Source organism: Sphingobacterium paucimobilis HER1398, from assembly GCF_000416985.1.
GTDB lineage: Bacteria > Bacteroidota > Bacteroidia > Sphingobacteriales > Sphingobacteriaceae > Sphingobacterium > Sphingobacterium paucimobilis.
Window position 1 is genome coordinate 46306 of record NZ_ATDL01000014.1, and the last position, 17073, is coordinate 63378.

Genomic DNA, 17073 nt, shown 5'->3' on the forward strand with positions numbered 1-17073 from the left:
AAGAATGATTTTAGTTGCTGATAGTGGCTCTTCCAGTTCAGATTGGATGTTAAATGTACCTGATAGTGCTCCTTTGTTCTTTAAGACAAAAGGATTAAATCCTTTTTTTGTCAATGAGAAGGAAATTGAAAAGGTATTGAAGGATGTACCTGAGATTATCCCTTATATTGATGAAATAAAAGAGGTTTACTTTTTTGGGGCAGGGTGTATCACGCCGGACCGAAGAGAGATTGTCTCGAATGCTTTAACGGTATTATTTCCAAAAGCATTCGTGTCCGTCGAATCGGATTTATTAGGGGCAGCTTTTGCTACTTGTGGCTTGACAAGGGGACTTGTGGCGACATTGGGAACGGGATCTGATATCAGTTATTATGATGGAGAAAATCTGTTGACTAGTCATCATGGAAATGGTTACGTGCTAGGTGACGAAGGGTCTGGTGCTTGGTTTGGTAAGGTTTTGATAACAAGTTTTTTGTATGGGTCTATGCCGCGTGATTTGTCTAGACTTTTTGAGGAAAAATATCATGTCACGAAAGATATTGTCATCAAAAATGTATATCAGCGGGACAGACCGAACTCTTATCTTGCTTCCTTTATGCCGTTTATGTCAGAAAATAGAGCTCACCCTTATGTGGATAAACTATTGACAGATGGTTTTGATGAGTTTGTACGTACGAATATCATGACCTATCCCAGTTTTTGGGAGTACAAATGTAATTTCGTTGGTAGTATTGCTTATGTATTTGATATGCATCTCCAGGCCGTATGTAATCTACATGGGGTAGAAGTTGGAAAGATATTGCGTTCGCCAATAGAACAGATATTTCATTTTATTATACAGCGAGAAGCGAGTAGTGTTGGTTTTTAGATTATAAAAAAAAGTTAGTTATGTTTACAGTTGCATTGATTATGGTACTTCATATGATTGTACCATCACAGACCATTTATGATTTTTCTTTTACTTCTATCGATGGAAAGAAAGTGGAATTATCAGAGTTTAAAGGTAAAAAAATTCTGATTGTGAATACTGCTTCTAAATGTGGTTTTACAAAACAATATAAAGATTTGCAGGAGCTTCATAAATTGTATGGTGATAATTTGGCTATCATTGGTTTTCCTGCGAATAATTTTGGTAATCAAGAGCCAGGAGCTAATACGGATATAAAAGAGTTTTGTCAGGAAAACTACGGCGTGAGTTTTCTTATGGCAGAAAAGGTGGACGTAAAAGGAGATAATATCCATCCGTTATTTAAATTTTTGATAGAACAGCCTAATCCTGATTTTACAGGAGCTATCAAATGGAACTTTGAAAAGTTTCTTATTGATGAAAATGGAAAGCTGATCCATAGGTATCGGTCACAGGTCAATCCTATGGATATGGTATTGACAGGACAGTTATAAAAAAAACACTCTTGATGGGCAAGAGTGTTTTTAACTAACCAATTTTTAACCTAAATTTTGATGAAACTCATCTTTATGAAGTACACTACAAATGTACGGTGCTACTTGTGTATTTAGGGTTACTTAAAATTAAGTTTGTGTTAAATATCTTGGATATCGCTATAGCAATATCGACACAGTGGTTCATAGCTTTCTTTTTCGCCTAATAATAGAACGTTCTCATCTGCAGTGATTCGGTGGGAATAAGTGGCTGGTGCTCCGCATCGGACACATACGGCATGTACTTTTGTGATATGCTCGGCTATGGCTAGAAGAGCAGGGATTGGACCGAAGGGCTTGCCTTGAAAATCCATATCTAGCCCGGCTGCGATTACTCGAACCCCGCGATTTGCTAATTTTGTACATACATTTGGAAGTTCGTCGTCAAAAAACTGAGCTTCGTCAATTCCTACCACTTTGATATCACTGCCCAATAGTAGTATAGCTGAAGAATGATTGACTGGAGTGGACGGTATACTGTTGCTGTCGTGTGATACCACTTCTTTTTCTGCGTATCGTATATCTATAGAGGGTTTGAATATTTCGACTGGGAGTTTTGCAAATTGTGCCCGTCTCATTCTTCGTATCAGTTCTTCGGTCTTGCCGGAAAACATCGATCCACAAATGACTTCGATACTGCCTGTCTGCCTATCTCTTCTATTGAAATACTGTTCGGAAAATAACATAATAACTTTTTATAAAAACGTGCGTCTGGAACTGTTAATATATTACAAATCCGTACTTACAACAGCACGAATATCGAAATTATATCTTATTTTTGATGTATATACAAGGTAAGAACCTAGTGTCATTTAAAAAAAAACGATATTTATGGCTAAGTCAAAAGATCAATTGCTTGCGAAGATAGATAACCTTCTTTCTGATATTAATTCCAAATATGAATCACTAAAGTCTAATGAATATTTCGATGCTGTCGAGCTTACTCTATTAGAGGGAGATATCGATTATTTGTCAAATCATATTAAAGCACTTGGGTATTTTGCGGACATTGAATATGAGCAAGAGATTGTATATGAAACATTGCCGCCACTTGTGTCCCCAGAGGATCAAGAGGTGCAGCCTGCTGTACAGAGAGAAGTGCCTGAAAAAGTCATCGTATCGGAAAAATCTTCTTCTGAAGAAAGAGATAATTTAAGTTTTACCTCGGTTATTTCGGAAGAAGAGATGGTAATTGCGCCTAAAAACGAATACCTGCAAGAAGAGGCGCCATTGCCGCAGAAGGAGGAAACTGTAGTACGCGAAGTAATCGAGGAGGAAAAAGTATTGGTTGTTGAGCAGGTAGAGGTTAAAGTAGAGACCATAAAGCAAGAAGAACATACTTCACGACCAATGACTATCAATGAATTAATTCAGCAACAACGGCAAGCTGGTGTAAATATGACCCAACAGTTCCAAACGTCAAATGGACAGGAGCGTGTGGTGGATTTGAAATCTGCAGTGAGTCTAAATGATAAATTGTTGTTCATAAAAGATTTGTTCAATGGTTACAGTCTGGCTTACAGTGAAGCTTTGGAATTGTTGAACCGATTAAATGATTTTGCCGAAGCAGATGCTTTTTTGCAGTCGAATTATGCCTTGAAAAATGGCTGGTCAGAAAAACCTCAGACTGTGGATAAGTTTTATATTCTATTGAGGAAAAAGTTTTCTAATTAAAATGTAGCATAATAAAGAAGGCATCTTTTTCGAGATGCCTTCTTTATTATAGCTCAAGGTGTACTAATTGAGATCAAACTTGATCCAATCGGAACCATTCCGGCCAAAAATAAAGTATTTGGGCTGGATGATTTCTGCTAATATCTCTACATCTTGTAGGTAAGTGTTTTCGTTTTCGTCGAATTGGGCTGTTTGGACAATATATACATGGTTGTTTGTTATCGCTTTGCTGCCAGCATGTCGGTTGAGAAAATCTGGCATCGTTCCATACAGGCTTTCATCTCGTTGGAGTATAATGAAGATAGCGATGTCGTCTTGTAAACTGTTGGTTAAATTGCCTCCGGCTACTTTTACTTTTTCCTGAAGTATGGGTGAATAGCTGCTTTGGAAATCATTGTTTTGATCTACGATACAGACGGAGGGAATGGCATCTGCTGTCAGAAACTTTAGTTTATGGATAATGGTGTCGATTTCTTCCTCCCAATATTCTGCCAATGCATCGTCTTGTCGTCTTAACGTAGCTATTATCTCCTTGTATTTTGTCATGGTACAAATTTAAGAAGGGTGAAGATATAAACCTAATTCTGTTCGTTATTTTGAGCTGCAATCTTGATTTCGTATTTTGGTCGTAGAAATGCGTAAGTACTGTTTCTGTGGAGTACTGGTGTTTATACAGAATTACTAGGTATATAAAATAAACAAAATACTATGTTTGATAAGTTGTTCCAAGCGCAACAAAAGGCGCAGGAGATTAAGTCCAGGTTGGATAATATTTCGGTATCGGCAGAGGCTGAAGGAGGAAAGGTCCGTGTTGTCGCAACGGCCAATAAAGAGATAAAGGAGATTGTTATCAGTGATCAACTCTTTGAAGAAGGGGACAAAGAGCAGATTGAAGATCTTTTGTTGGTCGCTCTTAATAAAGCTTTGGCTCAGGCAGAGAATGTCAGTCAGACCGAGATGCAGGCAGCAACACAGGATATGTTTGGTGGATTGGGCGGTTTAGGTAACCTTTTTAATAAATAATAATCGGTTTTTTCAGTATGAACAGTAATACAATAAGTGCTCGTTTTTTAGGGCAGTCCTGTGTGGAGTTTGATTTTAATGGTACAAGGGTGCTTTTGGATCCTTTTATTTCTTTCAACCCTTTGGCGAAAGATGTGGATATGCAATCATTGAGACCTTCGTACATTTTTCTTAGTCACGGACATCTTGATCACATTGCGGATATGGCTGAAATTCAGAAAAACAGCGGAGCAACAGTGGCTGCCATTGTGGAAACGGCGGCATGGGTAAGAGAACAAGGTGTTCCGGAGGAAAAGGTGCTGGAATTTAATTTTGGAGGGACTTTAAATCTTCCTTTTGGAAAAGTGAAAATGGTATATGCACTACATACGAATTCGAGACCGGACGGGCAGTATGGTGGTGTGCCTTGTGGATTTGTCTTCTTTGTGGGCGATAAGAAAATTTATTTTGCAGGGGATACAGCGCTTACCCTAGAAATGAAACTCTTGGAAGATCTGCAGTTGGATTGGGCATTTTTACCTATAGGCGGACATTATACCATGGATATGTACGATGCGGTCAAAGCTTCGAAATTGATCAACTGCAAGCAGATCATAGGTATTCATTATGATACGTTTCCGCCAATTTCTATTGATAAGGATGAGGCTAGACAGGTTTTCTCTGAAGAAGGCTTAACTTTGCACTTGCCCGCTATAGGAGATACAGTTGCGCTATAAAATAAAAGAGGATCATCTGTGTGATCCTCTTTTATTTTATAGAATAGATTCTGTCTAGTTACCTAGTGATCTGTCAATATGAAATTTTACTAAGTCGTCAATAGGGGAACGTAGGATCTTACCTATTTTCATTCCGTATTGCAAGGCTTTCTCTTCCAATACATTTCTGAAATTATAACCCACGGAACCGATACAGTTGAACGTATAGTTTTGATAGTCTGGATATTTGCTCACCAAGTTTGCGAAAAATGCTTCAAAGGAGTCGTCAACTATTTGGCGTGTATATTCTATATTGACATTGTTGTCATAGACGAATTTGCTGAAACTAGCACAAAAACGATTTGCTAATGGTTTTGTGTAGACACTGTCCATGATTTCGTCAGGAGTTAATTTATAGGTTTCAAAGAAGACTTTGGAGACATCTTCTGGCATCAGGCCACGGACAAAGTCTGTCAATAGTTTTTTGCCGATGTATGATCCCGATCCCTCGTCTCCTAGAATATATGCAGCAGAGTTAATGTTGTGGGTAATTTCGTTGCCATCGTAGATACAGCTGTTGGTTCCAGTGCCCAATATAGCTGCAAAACCAGATTCTTTACCTAATAGGGCTCTTGCGGCAGCAAGTAGGTCATGCCCGATTTCAATTTTTGCATTTGGAAATAATACGCGGAAAGCCTCTTCGACAATCTTAGCTTTTTCTTCGTTATGTACACCTGCGCCGTAGTAATTAACTTCTGTTATCTTATCTAAAGGAAGGTCTTGGGGCAATCCCTTTTTTAGTGAGTTTACAATGTAGTCACTTCCTACGAAATAGGGGTTATAGCCCTCTGTATTGAAATAGATTTTTTTTTGATTATCATCTAATAGGCACCAATTGGTTTTGGTTGAACCTCCATCTGCAATAATGATCATTCTAGTTTGTTTTAGTCCAGTAATTCAAATGTTTATATGCACCTCGAAGATACATTTTTATTAACAAATATCCATGATAAACTATTGTAATATTTTGAGAATAAATGCTTAAAAGCCGAAAAAACGCCCTTGTTTTTAGTTTAAGGGCGTTTTTTTTATTTAAAACTTAGTGTAAAAAGTACAATTAGTTTTTGTCTAATGACTCGTTGAACCGTCAACTTGGTCAATGTCTATATTTTGTTTCTTGAGGAATCGTTTGGCAAGGATTGCAAAAATAATGATATACATGAATCCGAGCAATGGGATAATATAGGAATTGTGTATGCCAATGATATCTGCCAGTTTGCCCTGTATAGGAGGGATAATACCGCCTCCAAGGATCATCATGACCAAGAATGCGGAACCTTGCTCGGTGTATTTGCCTATGCCGACAATGGATAGGGAGAAAATTGATCCCCACATAATAGAACATGCTAAACCGCCTGTCAGGAAGGCATAGATCGCTATCGTACCTGAGGATATCAGTCCAATCAACATAGATAGTACGCCTAAAGTTCCAAAAATGACTAATGTGCGTACCGGTTTTTCTTTACTGATAAAGAACGCGATAACTTGGACTGCGATACAGATGGCGAAGAAAAATAAGTGAGACATATCAAAGCCGGCAATGGAGTTTACGGCTAAGATAATTCCAAATGCGACAAATGGAATCGTAGCGACAAGAATTTGTTTTGTAGCTTTGGCGAAGTTAAATGCAGCAACAGCTCCTGCCCAACGACCAATCATCATACCGCCCCAATACATGGATATGTAGGGTGTTATTTCTGAAGATTGTAGGCTGCCAAACTCCTCTAATGTGAGTAGTTCTCCCAAATTACTGCCAATAGCAACTTCTACGCCTACATAGATGAAAAGAGCCAGCATTCCCAATACGAGTTGAGGATATTTCATCGCTCCCCAGCCTTCTGCAGTTTTGGTCGCTCGGTTGTAAGAGAACAGTAACGAGGCTACAACGACTATAAAAGCACCGAATAGCAGTGCCATCCGTTTTAGCTCTAAAGGGTGGCCTATTTCTCTGACTTGATCTTTTAATTGTTGGATTAACCCGCTATCGGAAGTTGATTTGATCTGTTCCTGTAGGCCTACAATCTGCAAGGCTATATCGCTCTTGTAGCTTAAGAAGACAGGGATAAACATACAGGCTAAAAGCACAGTCATGGTGATTAGGGTATTCTTCGCTTTATTGGCCGATTCCATCGGTTCATTGTTGATGCCAGCTGGTACTTTCTTTGAAAAATGAAATAGAGCTGCTGCTAGAATAAATAATAAGCCTACTCCTATATAAAGGTATATGACTTTGTTTAAAGGTAGGTTTGATATTTCGGTATCTGAGACCGTTTCAAATGTACCAAAGAGTGCGTAACCGATAACTAATGGGCCGATGGTGGTTCCGAAGGAATTGACAGCGCCTCCTAAGTTGACTCTAGAGGCTCCTGTTTTTGGATCTCCCAATAATACAGCAAAGGGATTGGCTGCTGTTTGTTGTAGGGAAAAGCCGAGTGCTACAATAAATAGACCAATCAGCATCCCAAAATATAGGTTCACTTCGACTGCTACTATCATCGCAGCAGCACCTAATGCTGAAAAGAGTAATCCATAAACAATACTTTTTTTGTAGCCCCATTTTCCCACTATATCTCTTCCTGACAAGGTGCCAAAGATAAATAAGAGCAATGCACCCACATAATATGCGCTATAAAAAGCAAAATCGATCAATTGTGACTGAAACTGATCCAAGTGGAAATAGTTTTTACAGAAAGGTATGAAGATACTGTTTCCTGCAGCGATAAAGCCCCAAAAGAAAAACACCACAATCAAGGTGTAAAGGGCGGAATAATTTGTTTCTTTATTATTATTCATATATGTTAAAATTTTGTTTTTAGTTGCAACTTGCAATACCCAACTTATAACTAGACCTTTTTTCAGGGCACGCTACTCCGTGGTCATTCATCCCCATGCGGTCTGTGCTATATGGATATTTCGTGTATGTGTTAGTTTGTCTTAATAGTGGAAGTTTTTGGTTTAAGTGTACTTACAGGAGTTAAACATACGAAAAAAATAAATATGTTCCATTGGGAATGATATCTATATGGACAATAAGTACTTGTATTCGAATAGATTTTTTATTTTTTCTTTGAAATATCAAATCTTATGGTTTTCTTTGTGCATTCTCAAGTTTATCCTGACTCAGAATAAGAAAGTGACATTTTTTCCGTTTTAATTATATTAACTTAAATAGGGGAGCTTTTTTAAGTCATAAGGTTAAATTTCAAATATTAAAAATCCAAAAAATACAATCATAATTCAGCATTAATGAATATTAACGAATTGAATTCAAAACTCGTGTCAGAATTACGCGAGATAGCGAAGGTGTTAGGCATTGTAGAGGTTGAAAAACTTCGTAAACAAGAATTAATTGATAGGATTGCTGAAATCGCTCAGCAACCAACGGCAGAAGTGTCTGCGGCAAGTTCAGAAGCGGAAGAAGATGAAAAGCCTCGCCGTCGTACCAGAACAGTAAAAACGGAGGCTTCTCCGGTTGTGCGTAGAGATAAACCAAGTGATCAATCTGCGCCAAATTTATTCAATTCAGATTCTGTTGTTAAAGAACCTGTTGCTGCTGCACCAGAACAGGAAGCTCCTGTTGAAAGCAAAAAAGCCGAAAGTTCGTCTTCTGCCAATACAGATTTTGATAATGTAATTGTGAATGAAGGGGTGTTGGAGATTATGCCAGATGGCTATGGTTTCTTGCGTTCTTCGGATTATAATTATCTAACTTCTCCCGATGATATTTATGTGTCACAGTCCCAGATTAAATTATTTGGTCTTAAAACTGGAGATAATGTTAGAGGGTGTATTCGTCCTCCTAAAGAGGGAGAGAAGTATTTTCCTTTAGTTAGGATTGAATCTATTAATGGACAAAATCCGGCAGAAATCAGAGATCGTGTTCCTTTTGATTTCTTAACGCCTTTGTTTCCTGATGAAAAATTAAATCTGGATCTAGGGACGAATAATTACTCGACTCGTATCATGGATTTGTTTACTCCTATTGGTAAGGGGCAGCGTGGATTGATTGTGGCGCAACCTAAGACGGGTAAAACCAATTTGTTGAAAGAGGTCGCTAATGCTATTGCGAAAAATCACCCTGAAGTGTACCTTATCATTCTATTGATTGATGAGCGTCCTGAGGAGGTAACTGATATGGCTAGATCTGTACGTGCCGAAGTGGTTTCGTCTACATTTGATGAGCCTGCTGATAGACATGTGAAGATTGCTAATATTGTATTAGAGAAAGCCAAGCGTATGGTAGAATGTGGCCATGATGTGGTTATTTTGTTAGATTCTATTACACGTCTTGCGCGTGCATACAATACGGTAGCTCCTGCATCCGGTAAGATTTTATCAGGAGGTGTGGATGCAAATGCATTACATAAGCCGAAGCGTTTCTTCGGAGCAGCGCGTAATATTGAAAATGGTGGATCATTGACTATTTTAGCAACTGCATTGACCGATACTGGTTCTAAGATGGATGATGTCATCTTTGAAGAATTTAAAGGTACGGGTAATATGGAGCTACAATTGGATCGTAAACTTGCTAACAAGCGTCTGTTCCCAGCTATTGATCTTACGGCTTCGAGTACGCGTCGCGATGACTTGTTAATGGACAAGGATTCGTTACAACGTCTATGGGTGTTGAGAAATCACCTTTCTGATATGAATTCTACGGAAGCTATGGAGTTCTTGTTGCAACAGCTAAGAGGAACGCGCTCGAATGAGGAGTTCTTGATTAGTATGAATGGGTAATCCATATGTAAATAATAAGCTCTTTTATGGGTATTCCATATTAAATTGATACTTTTAAGCCATCTAATATTAGATGGCTTTTTTTGTGACTTATTTTAAATACATCAATGAAAAAATATATACCAAATACAATAACATGTCTGAATCTTTTTAGCGGCTGCATTGGTGTTTTATGGGTTCTGAAGGGTGAGTATACGCTGGCGCTGTATTGTGTGCTTGCTTCTGGTATTTTTGATTTCTTTGACGGTATGGTAGCGCGGTTGCTGCATGTAAAATCGTTGATCGGCAAAGAACTGGATTCTTTGGCGGATATGGTCAGTTTCGGCTTTTTGCCCGGTGCAGTGATGTACACCTTGTTGCTGCAGGCAACGGACCATGTTTATATTCCCTATCTTGGTTTTATCATTACGGTGTTTTCTGCCTTGCGACTGGCTAAGTTTAATCTGGACGAACGTCAAACATCTGACTTTATAGGTGTCAATACGCCGATGAATACCTTCTTGATTGTTTCGTTACCTTTTATGGTTTCATCCTTCCCTTTAGTATTGGGAAATGTTTACTTCTTATTGGCATTGACATTAGGATGCAGCTTGTTGCTTGTTTCCGAGCTCCGTCTTTTCTCGATGAAGTTAAGTTCTGTTGGCTGGAGGGAAAATAAATTCAAATATATATTTCTACTCGTATCTTTAGCTCTTGTCCTAGCTTTCAAGGTTACTGCTGTGCCTATCGTTTTTGTGTTGTACATATTGTTCTCTGTACTTCATTTTAGACAGCAGGTGGCTGATGTATAGTAAATCAGCAATAGCTGTATTCCTGGATCGTAGAGTCGATTTTGTCTACCCAGAACTTTGTAATAGCTGCTAATTCATATTTTTCTTCGTTAGCAAGCTGTATCATGATGTGGCTTAGTGTTTGATACATTTCTAGGTACTCTGGAAACTGCCCGTATATGTCTTTAAAATCGCTGAGTACTTCTGTGATGTGGCAGTACATTTCATACTCTATAAATTTGAGCTGGTGGCAAAGGTTTGCGTCTATCCAATCTTGCTCGGATTTAAATCCGCTTTTGATATGGGTGTCACAAGCAGAATTGAAGTCTTTTCTCGTACGGAGCAGCTCTTTCCTTACCTGTTCTTTTTTTAGAAGAAGATCATCGAAGATTATTGTTAGCCCTTCTTGCAACTCCGTCTCCTTTGGGATAAGTGCCATAAGTGTGTTCGTAGTTTGTGTGCGTGATTAGGTAACAATTTGATTTGCTGTTTGTTTTCTATTTTTTTAAATCTTAGTAACTGTAGTTGAAACCGAATGTGGGGAACAGTGTTTTGCTGGCTTTGCTGTCATTTATATAGGTTCCCTTGATCGATGCTGTAAATAGTGGTAGGTTGTATTTAAAGAGATGAAAGTCGACGTCAATACCTAGACTGTTTGATTTGGGCATGAAGCTGGCTTGATGGATGTTTTGATAGTTGGCAGAAAGGCGTGCCCGTACGCGTTTTATGTAGGCAAATTGACCTATAGAAAGGTCGGGATAGCTGATAGGTAGCCTGTAGTCAAATAGCAGGGTGTTTTTTACCTTTTCATAAGGGATATAAGAAAAACCCTCTATAGTCGGTATATCCTGAGTATAGATGTATCTACCCGTTGTAGACTGCATGCCATATCTTACTTGTAGGCTATGATTCAGCGCAAAGCCTGGGAAGTAGAAGTTAGTGCGTAAAGCCCAGGCTTGTCCCGTTAATTGATCATCAAAGGGCAAGTGGCGAAAAGTGAAACTGAAGTTCTGTCCCCATCTTGGAGTGATATCCATTGTTGCTCTACGCGAGTTGCGGTTGAAGTAGGCTTGATAATTGAGTGGAAAGGCGATTTCATCATTGAAGTTAGTTAGGTTGCTTAAGCTTATGTTGTATCTTTTGAGATAGGATGTGCCAAAATTGACCCTATAAGAATATATTGTGTTGCCTCGATATTTACTGAAGGGTAAACTAATGTCAAGTGAGGTGATGCGTTCTCTCCAGTCAAAGGGGATGCTTGTTGAATTGTTAGTCTGTGCGGCCCCAATCTGTCCTTTGTCAGTGTAGGATAAGGTGATCTTGGGGAAGTATTTTTGGTATGACAATGATGCGGAATAGATACTTTTTTGGAGGTCATTGTCATATTCATAGCCTATTCTTAGGTCTGTAGTGTTGAGAAGGTCATTGGAAATCCAGAAGATCCCTGGTTTTAGGTTGTCAAAATTCTCGAAGTCATTTCCGCTAAGTGTCAGGCTGTGAAAATTAAAACTGTTTTTGAATGTTTTGTAGTCTTTGATTGTGTATTCCGTTGTGATGGAAGTATCTATTGGGGTTTCGTTTGCGTTATTTAGGCTTTGACTGCTATAGATGGCTTCTATCATATGGGGTTCTATAGGCTGCTCTTTAAGCTGGGATAAGGGGATGCTGTTTATCTGATAGCCTATTGGAGTGTAATCATTGTACCATAGAGTGTCTGCATGCAAGGAGGGATTGAATATACCAAAACGACTGTCCGTTAGCTTAGTTATTTCTCCTTTTTTCCATCGGAATAGGTCATCTTTATTGCCGTAATTTGCTTTGAATATAACATCGTCTTGGTCGAAAATGGGCCTTTCAATCTGTGCATTTGACCAGTCAAGTAGTGGTGTTAGGCTTTTTTTCTGCAGGTCTATCTGCATCAGATTAGTTCCTTTTTCGTTAACTGCTATAGCTATTAGATGGGTTCCTTTCGTATTGAACTGAGGTTGTTGGAGGTGTAACCCCACAGGTAAAATGAGGGAGTCAATCTTTTTGGAAGTAGCAATATCTAGCCATACTAGAGAGGTTCTATTGGTAAGATCTACCTCAATGCAGATGATTTCTTTTTTATTGGGAGCGACTATAGGACTGTAATATCGACTGTTTTTGCTGAGTGTTTTTTTCTTTTTTCTGGCCATATCATAGACCATGATTACGTTGTATGTTTGTTTTTCGAACCTCGCATCTTTGCGGTATTCATCCCAAGTGATGAGCTGTTCACGTAAGTGAAAATAAGGCATAAGCTGTATGCCTAAAGTTAAAACGGTCTTGCTATTGTAAGGTGCCTTTTGATTCGTTTGGACAATTCTTGCTGTTCTTTGCGGTCCCTCTTGCAGTGCAAACGTAGCGTCTTCGTTCGCTTGTGGGAGGAGGTAATTGGTCGGGTATCGGTCTGTTTGTTTTGAGATATTAGTGTCAAAGAGTGCTGAATCGGTAGCCCATTTTTCTGCTAAGTTTGCCATTGTTAACTTGAAAATGGCGTTGGATTTTAGTCCATAATTCTTCTTTAAGCTGCGTTGGAAATTAAAAGGACGGAGTAATTTTCCGTTCATTTCAGCTAATATTTTGCCATGAATCAATGGGTCTTTTTGATGAAGTTCGCTATTCATAAAGTAACCGATTGTGTAGAAACTAGGAACGATGTCTTTAAAAGATCCATGAACATATTTATTGAAATCATAATTTCGTCCGGTTAAGATATCTGTTCGGATAGGCATCTGCCAAGAGGTAAGCCGGCCTCTTCCGCCTTTAGAAAACAAGGTTTCCTGAAGAACGGCATCTCCCTCAAAGTACCAACCTGGGAGGTTCAAGCCGAACAATGCGAGGGCTAACTGTTCACCAAAAGGAGCTCTTATTTTGCCTGTCAAATTGTCAAATTGGGCGATGTGCCTAGACTCGTGAAGGGCTAAATTAGGTAACCATTCCTGATTGTCAGCAATAGCAGAAGGAGTGGAGTAGAGCTCTGATTTACGTGGGGCTAACTGTACAAATCCGTTCTGTTGTATATGATTTTGTTGGACTATTATATTGATGAAACGTGATTTTCTTTCTAAATCCGAGGAGGTGTTTTGTATGAATTGGGTGATGTTGTCGGCTAGCTTCGGTGCGCTGGAACTAAACTCGCTAGGGAAAATAAGACGGAACTGATCGGTTGTGATTTGCTTCCATTTTACGCTGTAATGCGCTTGACTGTAATCAAAAACCTGACTATAGATTATATAGAAATTTATAGTTAATATAAATGTTAGTAATGATTTGATTTTCATTTAGTAGCAATTGATTAAGGGGTTGAATTTCTTTGTTGCTAAAAATAATAGTAATTCAGTTTGTTTTTATATTGTGTGTTTGTTTAGTTATGTGTCTGTAATAAATTGATTATTATTGATTAAATGTTTTTTTATTTATTTTTTTTGATTGTTTTTTTGTCTCCAAAAAATGGCTTTTTTGATTTTTGAAGTAAAATAAAATGTCTTTGTGCATCGTGCTACTAAAGTAGTGTTTTTTTATTAACTCAGTATTAGGTTTATTGTTTTATGAGGGAGTCAATGTTGGTGGAGCTTTAGGCTGTAAAGGAGGTTCGTTTCCGAAGATGAAGAATGTGTTTCCCTTTTTAAGGGTAACTTCTGTTGTTGGGAAAGTCTTGTTTTTAGTGTTACTGGGTTTTATGCTTTGTGCCATCAGTTCTGACAGTCGTTATTTGTTTTTTTAAGGAGATGAGGCATCTTTTTTGTTTTAACCATAAGTGACATAATGTCTTTTTTTTACTGAGTGCCTGTTTTCAAATTGGAGGTAAATCGAGCAAAAAAAAAGATTATATTTTTTGGTATAAAAAGGCGACTTTTGCAGACGTACTTAAAACCACTGTTTGGTGTTTGATAGGTGCACACTAATTAACATACTCTTTCAAAAGAAGTAAAACATGTAGGATAAATATCGGAGGCAATATGGAAGAATTGGAAATGCAGGTCGTGCATGTAGAACAGCTAATTGAGGAAGGTAATCTGGTAGCGCTGGAGGATTTTCTGAATGAACTTAATATTTCTGACGTCGAGGAATTGATCGACGAACTTCCCGAGCACGGTGCACTTTTTTTGGAAACCTTAAATCTAAAACGAGCTGTCAACGTATTCCGTATTTTAGACTTTCCGACGCAAGAGCGTATCTTCAAAAAACTATCTGCAAGTAAGGTTCGAGAGATCATCAACGAGATGCCTCCGGATGACCGTACTTCTTTTTTTGGTGAGCTGAAGGGAGATGTCGTAAAACGTCTTATCATCATGCTTTCTCCGGAGGAGCGAAAGGAAGCACTCTCGCTGTTGGGCTACCCTGAAGATAGTGTGGGGCGACTGATGACGCCCGATTATATTACGGTGAAAGCGCATTGGAGTATTACGCGTATCTTAGACCATATCCGTCGGTATGGGAGTGCATCGGAGACTATTGATGTATTGTACGTAATCGATTCTGAAGGGAAGCTGATTGATGATATTCGGATTAAAGATATTCTATTGGCAGATCCGGAAACCCGAGTTGGGGAGTTGATCGATAATCGTTTGATTTCTCTTAATGCGAATGATCCGCAAGAGGATGCTGTTACGGTCTTCCGTATGAATAATAGGGTCGCTCTGCCTGTAGTGGATGAGCAGGGTATCATGTTGGGGATTGTGACAATTGATGACATACTTTGGGTGGCTAACGAGGAGTACACGGAGGATATGCAGCGTATTGGTGGTACAGAGGCGTTGGATGAACCGTATTTGGACGTGTCCATTATGCACTTGGTCAAGAAACGTGGAGGATGGCTAGTGGTGCTGTTTTTGGGGCAATTGTTGACGGCTACCGTTATTGAGCAGTTTGAGGGGCAGTTGGAGAAGGCTGTTTTTTTAATGGTGCTAATGCCGTTGATTATGTCTAGTGGTGGTAATTCTGGCTCACAGGCTTCGACCTTAATTATCCAGGCTATGGCGATGGGAGAAGTGACGTTGGCGGATTGGTGGCGCGTGATGAAGCGTGAGATAATTTCCGGCCTGTTGCTAGGGGTAATTTTGGGTATATTGGGGTTTGTGCGTGTGGCCGGATTTGAGGCATTTTTGGATGCCTATGGTGAATATTGGATATTGATTGGACTAGTCGTGAGTCTTTCTTTGGTTGGTGTGGTTATGTGGGGGTCGCTGACAGGATCGATGTTGCCTTTTATTCTTAGGCGGCTAGGAGCTGATCCTGCGAGCTCATCGGCTCCTTTTGTATCGACTTTGGTTGACGTGACAGGATTGATAATTTATTTCACTATTGCGAGTCTTATCTTGAGAGGAATTTATTTGTGATAAAAAATCTGATTGGATTTGAGGAAGTTGCAGTTTTGTGCTTAAAAATATTTGCAAAGACGAATTAAACTTCCGATAATTGCATCACCGAAAGGGAAACAACATAAGATTCCTGAATAGCTCAGTTGGTTAGAGCATCTGACTGTTAATCAGAGGGTCGCTGGTTCGAGCCCAGCTTCAGGAGCCATGTTTGTAAAGCCATCAACATAAGTTGATGGCTTTTTTTTGTATTACCATTTCCAGGCAAGAATTCTTGAAATTTTTTGACCCTGTTGCATCGGAATGATTTCTATAGCAGCAGCTTTGTGGTATTCGAGTATGGCTACTAATGGTTTTATGTGGTCTTTGCTTGAAACAAGGGTTGTTACCCAGTTGAGTTGATCTTTAAACTGTATACTCTCGTATATTAATTTTGAGATAAAGGCTTTCTCGCCTCCAGGATACCACAGTTCATTAGGGTGACCCGAGAAGTTTTGAACAGTCGGTTGCTCTTTGTTCTTGTGTAGGTTTTGGAATTTCTTGGAGCTTACATTCCAGTTGTCCTCACGCGATTTGAAGAACGGAGGGTTGCATAGCACAGCATCGAACCTGTCTTTTTCAAATACAACACCTTGTAGGATATGTTCTTTGTCATCTTGGAATCTCAATTGTATTTTCTTTTTAAGCCAGATGTTTTTGGTGACGTTTGTTTCCGCATATTGAATAGACTTTGGATCTATCTCGGTAGCCGTGAAATCCCATAGGTATTCTTGTGCCCCTATGATGGGGTATACCAAGCTTGATCCAGTTCCTATGTCAAGTACTTTGACTTTTTCTCCAGTTGGGATCTGACCATTATTGTCCTTGGCCAGCAGGTCGGCTATATAGTGTATATAATCGGCTCTTCCTGGAATGCCCGGACAAAGGCTGTTGGGACTAATTTGCCAGTTCTTGATTTTATACTCACTGGTGAGCAAGGCTTTGTTAAGCTCGAATACCGCTTTTGGGTTGGCAAAGTCAATACTTTGTGTGCCAAAATCATTGGTGAAGACGAAAGCGAGAAGGGCTGGATTGCTTTTACTCAGTTTGTCCATCTGATAGCCATTTCGGTGTTTGTTGCGAGGGTGCAGTTTTGAAGGAGTTGCGCCTTTTGGAATCATGTTCATTTACTGTTGTTGAAAGAACAAAGGTACATTTGTGGCGCTATTAAATAGCATTTAAAGGTAAAATTAGTGCTTGTCTAGGGCTTTTTTATGTCAGGGATTCGCTAATACCAAGCATTTTGTCTATGTTTGGGCTTTCATTTTAAATAACTAGATGGGGCTGCATGTA

15 protein-coding genes and 1 tRNA gene are annotated in these 17073 nt (G+C 39.1%); 9 read left to right on the top strand and 7 right to left on the bottom strand.

Features of this window, described 5'->3' with window-relative positions:
- Nucleotides 1-4 precede the first annotated feature (4 nt).
- Both M472_RS31470 and M472_RS31475 read left to right on the top strand, forming a co-directional pair.
- Entirely contained in the window at nucleotides 5-868 is an 864-nt protein-coding gene (locus M472_RS31470; RefSeq protein WP_021069872.1) for an N-acetylglucosamine kinase, read from the top strand.
- 20 nt (nucleotides 869-888) lie between these two features.
- The gene (locus tag M472_RS31475) at nucleotides 889-1401 is read left to right on the top strand and encodes a glutathione peroxidase (protein WP_021069873.1); all 513 of its coding nucleotides are present in this window, start codon (nucleotides 889-891) and stop codon (nucleotides 1399-1401) included.
- A gap of 140 nt (nucleotides 1402-1541) precedes the next feature.
- Here M472_RS31475 and M472_RS31480 read toward each other — a convergent pair whose 3' ends face one another.
- Entirely contained in the window at nucleotides 1542-2126 is a 585-nt protein-coding gene (locus M472_RS31480) for a thymidine kinase (RefSeq protein WP_021069874.1), read from the bottom strand.
- A 145-nt stretch (nucleotides 2127-2271) separates the two neighbouring features.
- On the opposite strand from M472_RS31480, the gene M472_RS31485 reads away from it, so the two are divergent.
- Complete coding sequence (locus M472_RS31485) at nucleotides 2272-3114, top strand: hypothetical protein (RefSeq protein ID WP_021069875.1); 843 nt, start codon at nucleotides 2272-2274, stop codon at nucleotides 3112-3114.
- A 63-nt stretch (nucleotides 3115-3177) separates the two neighbouring features.
- Here the strand turns inward: M472_RS31485 and M472_RS31490 are convergent, their stop codons facing one another.
- Nucleotides 3178-3660, bottom strand: a complete 483-nt coding sequence (locus tag M472_RS31490) for a hypothetical protein (protein WP_021069876.1) — start codon at nucleotides 3658-3660, stop codon at nucleotides 3178-3180.
- Between the two features lie 162 nt (nucleotides 3661-3822).
- Here M472_RS31490 and M472_RS31495 point away from each other — a divergent pair, with 162 nt between their 5' ends.
- Entirely contained in the window at nucleotides 3823-4137 is a 315-nt protein-coding gene (locus M472_RS31495) for a YbaB/EbfC family nucleoid-associated protein (RefSeq protein WP_021069877.1), read from the top strand.
- Between the two features lie 17 nt (nucleotides 4138-4154).
- Entirely contained in the window at nucleotides 4155-4853 is a 699-nt protein-coding gene (locus M472_RS31500) for a metal-dependent hydrolase (protein ID WP_021069878.1), read from the top strand.
- A gap of 54 nt (nucleotides 4854-4907) precedes the next feature.
- On the opposite strand, the gene M472_RS31505 is transcribed toward M472_RS31500, so the two are convergent.
- Together M472_RS31505 and M472_RS31510 are read right to left on the bottom strand one after the other, a co-directional pair.
- Nucleotides 4908-5765: an N-acetylglucosamine kinase gene (locus M472_RS31505; protein WP_021069879.1), complete on the bottom strand. Its 858-nt coding sequence runs from the start codon at nucleotides 5763-5765 to the stop codon at nucleotides 4908-4910.
- 195 nt (nucleotides 5766-5960) lie between these two features.
- Nucleotides 5961-7685, bottom strand: a complete 1725-nt coding sequence (locus tag M472_RS31510; protein ID WP_021069880.1) for an MFS transporter — start codon at nucleotides 7683-7685, stop codon at nucleotides 5961-5963.
- Nucleotides 7686-8138: 453 nt separating this feature from the next.
- Between M472_RS31510 and rho the strand changes: the two genes are divergently transcribed.
- Together rho and M472_RS31520 are read left to right on the top strand one after the other, a co-directional pair.
- Nucleotides 8139-9629 (top strand): transcription termination factor Rho, encoded by a 1491-nt coding sequence (gene rho, locus M472_RS31515; RefSeq protein ID WP_021069881.1) that lies wholly within the window; start codon nucleotides 8139-8141, stop codon nucleotides 9627-9629.
- 107 nt (nucleotides 9630-9736) lie between these two features.
- Entirely contained in the window at nucleotides 9737-10420 is a 684-nt protein-coding gene (locus M472_RS31520; protein WP_021069882.1) for a CDP-alcohol phosphatidyltransferase family protein, read from the top strand.
- A 4-nt stretch (nucleotides 10421-10424) separates the two neighbouring features.
- Here M472_RS31520 and M472_RS31525 read toward each other — a convergent pair whose 3' ends face one another.
- Nucleotides 10425-10838, bottom strand: a complete 414-nt coding sequence (locus M472_RS31525) for a hypothetical protein (RefSeq protein WP_021069883.1) — start codon at nucleotides 10836-10838, stop codon at nucleotides 10425-10427.
- A 73-nt stretch (nucleotides 10839-10911) separates the two neighbouring features.
- Nucleotides 10912-13704: a hypothetical protein gene (locus M472_RS31530; protein WP_021069884.1), complete on the bottom strand. Its 2793-nt coding sequence runs from the start codon at nucleotides 13702-13704 to the stop codon at nucleotides 10912-10914.
- Between the two features lie 678 nt (nucleotides 13705-14382).
- On the opposite strand from M472_RS31530, the gene mgtE reads away from it, so the two are divergent.
- Together mgtE and M472_RS31540 are read left to right on the top strand one after the other, a co-directional pair.
- Nucleotides 14383-15762, top strand: coding sequence for a magnesium transporter (gene mgtE, locus M472_RS31535; protein WP_021069885.1), 1380 nt, complete (start codon nucleotides 14383-14385; stop codon nucleotides 15760-15762).
- A gap of 110 nt (nucleotides 15763-15872) precedes the next feature.
- Nucleotides 15873-15949: transfer RNA gene (locus M472_RS31540), tRNA-Asn, on the top strand.
- Nucleotides 15950-15992: 43 nt separating this feature from the next.
- Here M472_RS31540 and rlmF read toward each other — a convergent pair.
- A complete protein-coding gene (rlmF, locus tag M472_RS31545; RefSeq protein WP_021069886.1) occupies nucleotides 15993-16907 on the bottom strand; it encodes a 23S rRNA (adenine(1618)-N(6))-methyltransferase RlmF in 915 nt (304 codons plus the stop codon).
- Nucleotides 16908-17073 lie beyond the last annotated feature (166 nt).

Excerpts from the sequence above, each read along its gene's own strand:
- M472_RS31470 (WP_021069872.1), top strand. The coding sequence starts at position 5 with ATGATTTTAGTTGCTGATAGTGGCTCTTCCAGTTCAGATTGGATGTTA.
- M472_RS31475 (WP_021069873.1), top strand. The coding sequence starts at position 889 with ATGTTTACAGTTGCATTGATTATGGTACTTCATATGATTGTACCATCA.
- M472_RS31480 (WP_021069874.1), bottom strand. The coding sequence starts at position 2,126 with ATGTTATTTTCCGAACAGTATTTCAATAGAAGAGATAGGCAGACAGGC.
- M472_RS31485 (WP_021069875.1), top strand. The coding sequence starts at position 2,272 with ATGGCTAAGTCAAAAGATCAATTGCTTGCGAAGATAGATAACCTTCTT.
- M472_RS31490 (WP_021069876.1), bottom strand. The coding sequence starts at position 3,660 with ATGACAAAATACAAGGAGATAATAGCTACGTTAAGACGACAAGACGAT.
- M472_RS31495 (WP_021069877.1), top strand. The coding sequence starts at position 3,823 with ATGTTTGATAAGTTGTTCCAAGCGCAACAAAAGGCGCAGGAGATTAAG.
- M472_RS31500 (WP_021069878.1), top strand. The coding sequence starts at position 4,155 with ATGAACAGTAATACAATAAGTGCTCGTTTTTTAGGGCAGTCCTGTGTG.
- M472_RS31505 (WP_021069879.1), bottom strand. The coding sequence starts at position 5,765 with ATGATCATTATTGCAGATGGAGGTTCAACCAAAACCAATTGGTGCCTA.
- M472_RS31510 (WP_021069880.1), bottom strand. The coding sequence starts at position 7,685 with ATGAATAATAATAAAGAAACAAATTATTCCGCCCTTTACACCTTGATT.
- rho (WP_021069881.1), top strand. The coding sequence starts at position 8,139 with ATGAATATTAACGAATTGAATTCAAAACTCGTGTCAGAATTACGCGAG.
- M472_RS31520 (WP_021069882.1), top strand. The coding sequence starts at position 9,737 with ATGAAAAAATATATACCAAATACAATAACATGTCTGAATCTTTTTAGC.
- M472_RS31525 (WP_021069883.1), bottom strand. The coding sequence starts at position 10,838 with ATGGCACTTATCCCAAAGGAGACGGAGTTGCAAGAAGGGCTAACAATA.
- M472_RS31530 (WP_021069884.1), bottom strand. The coding sequence starts at position 13,704 with ATGAAAATCAAATCATTACTAACATTTATATTAACTATAAATTTCTAT.
- mgtE (WP_021069885.1), top strand. The coding sequence starts at position 14,383 with ATGGAAGAATTGGAAATGCAGGTCGTGCATGTAGAACAGCTAATTGAG.
- rlmF (WP_021069886.1), bottom strand. The coding sequence starts at position 16,907 with ATGAACATGATTCCAAAAGGCGCAACTCCTTCAAAACTGCACCCTCGC.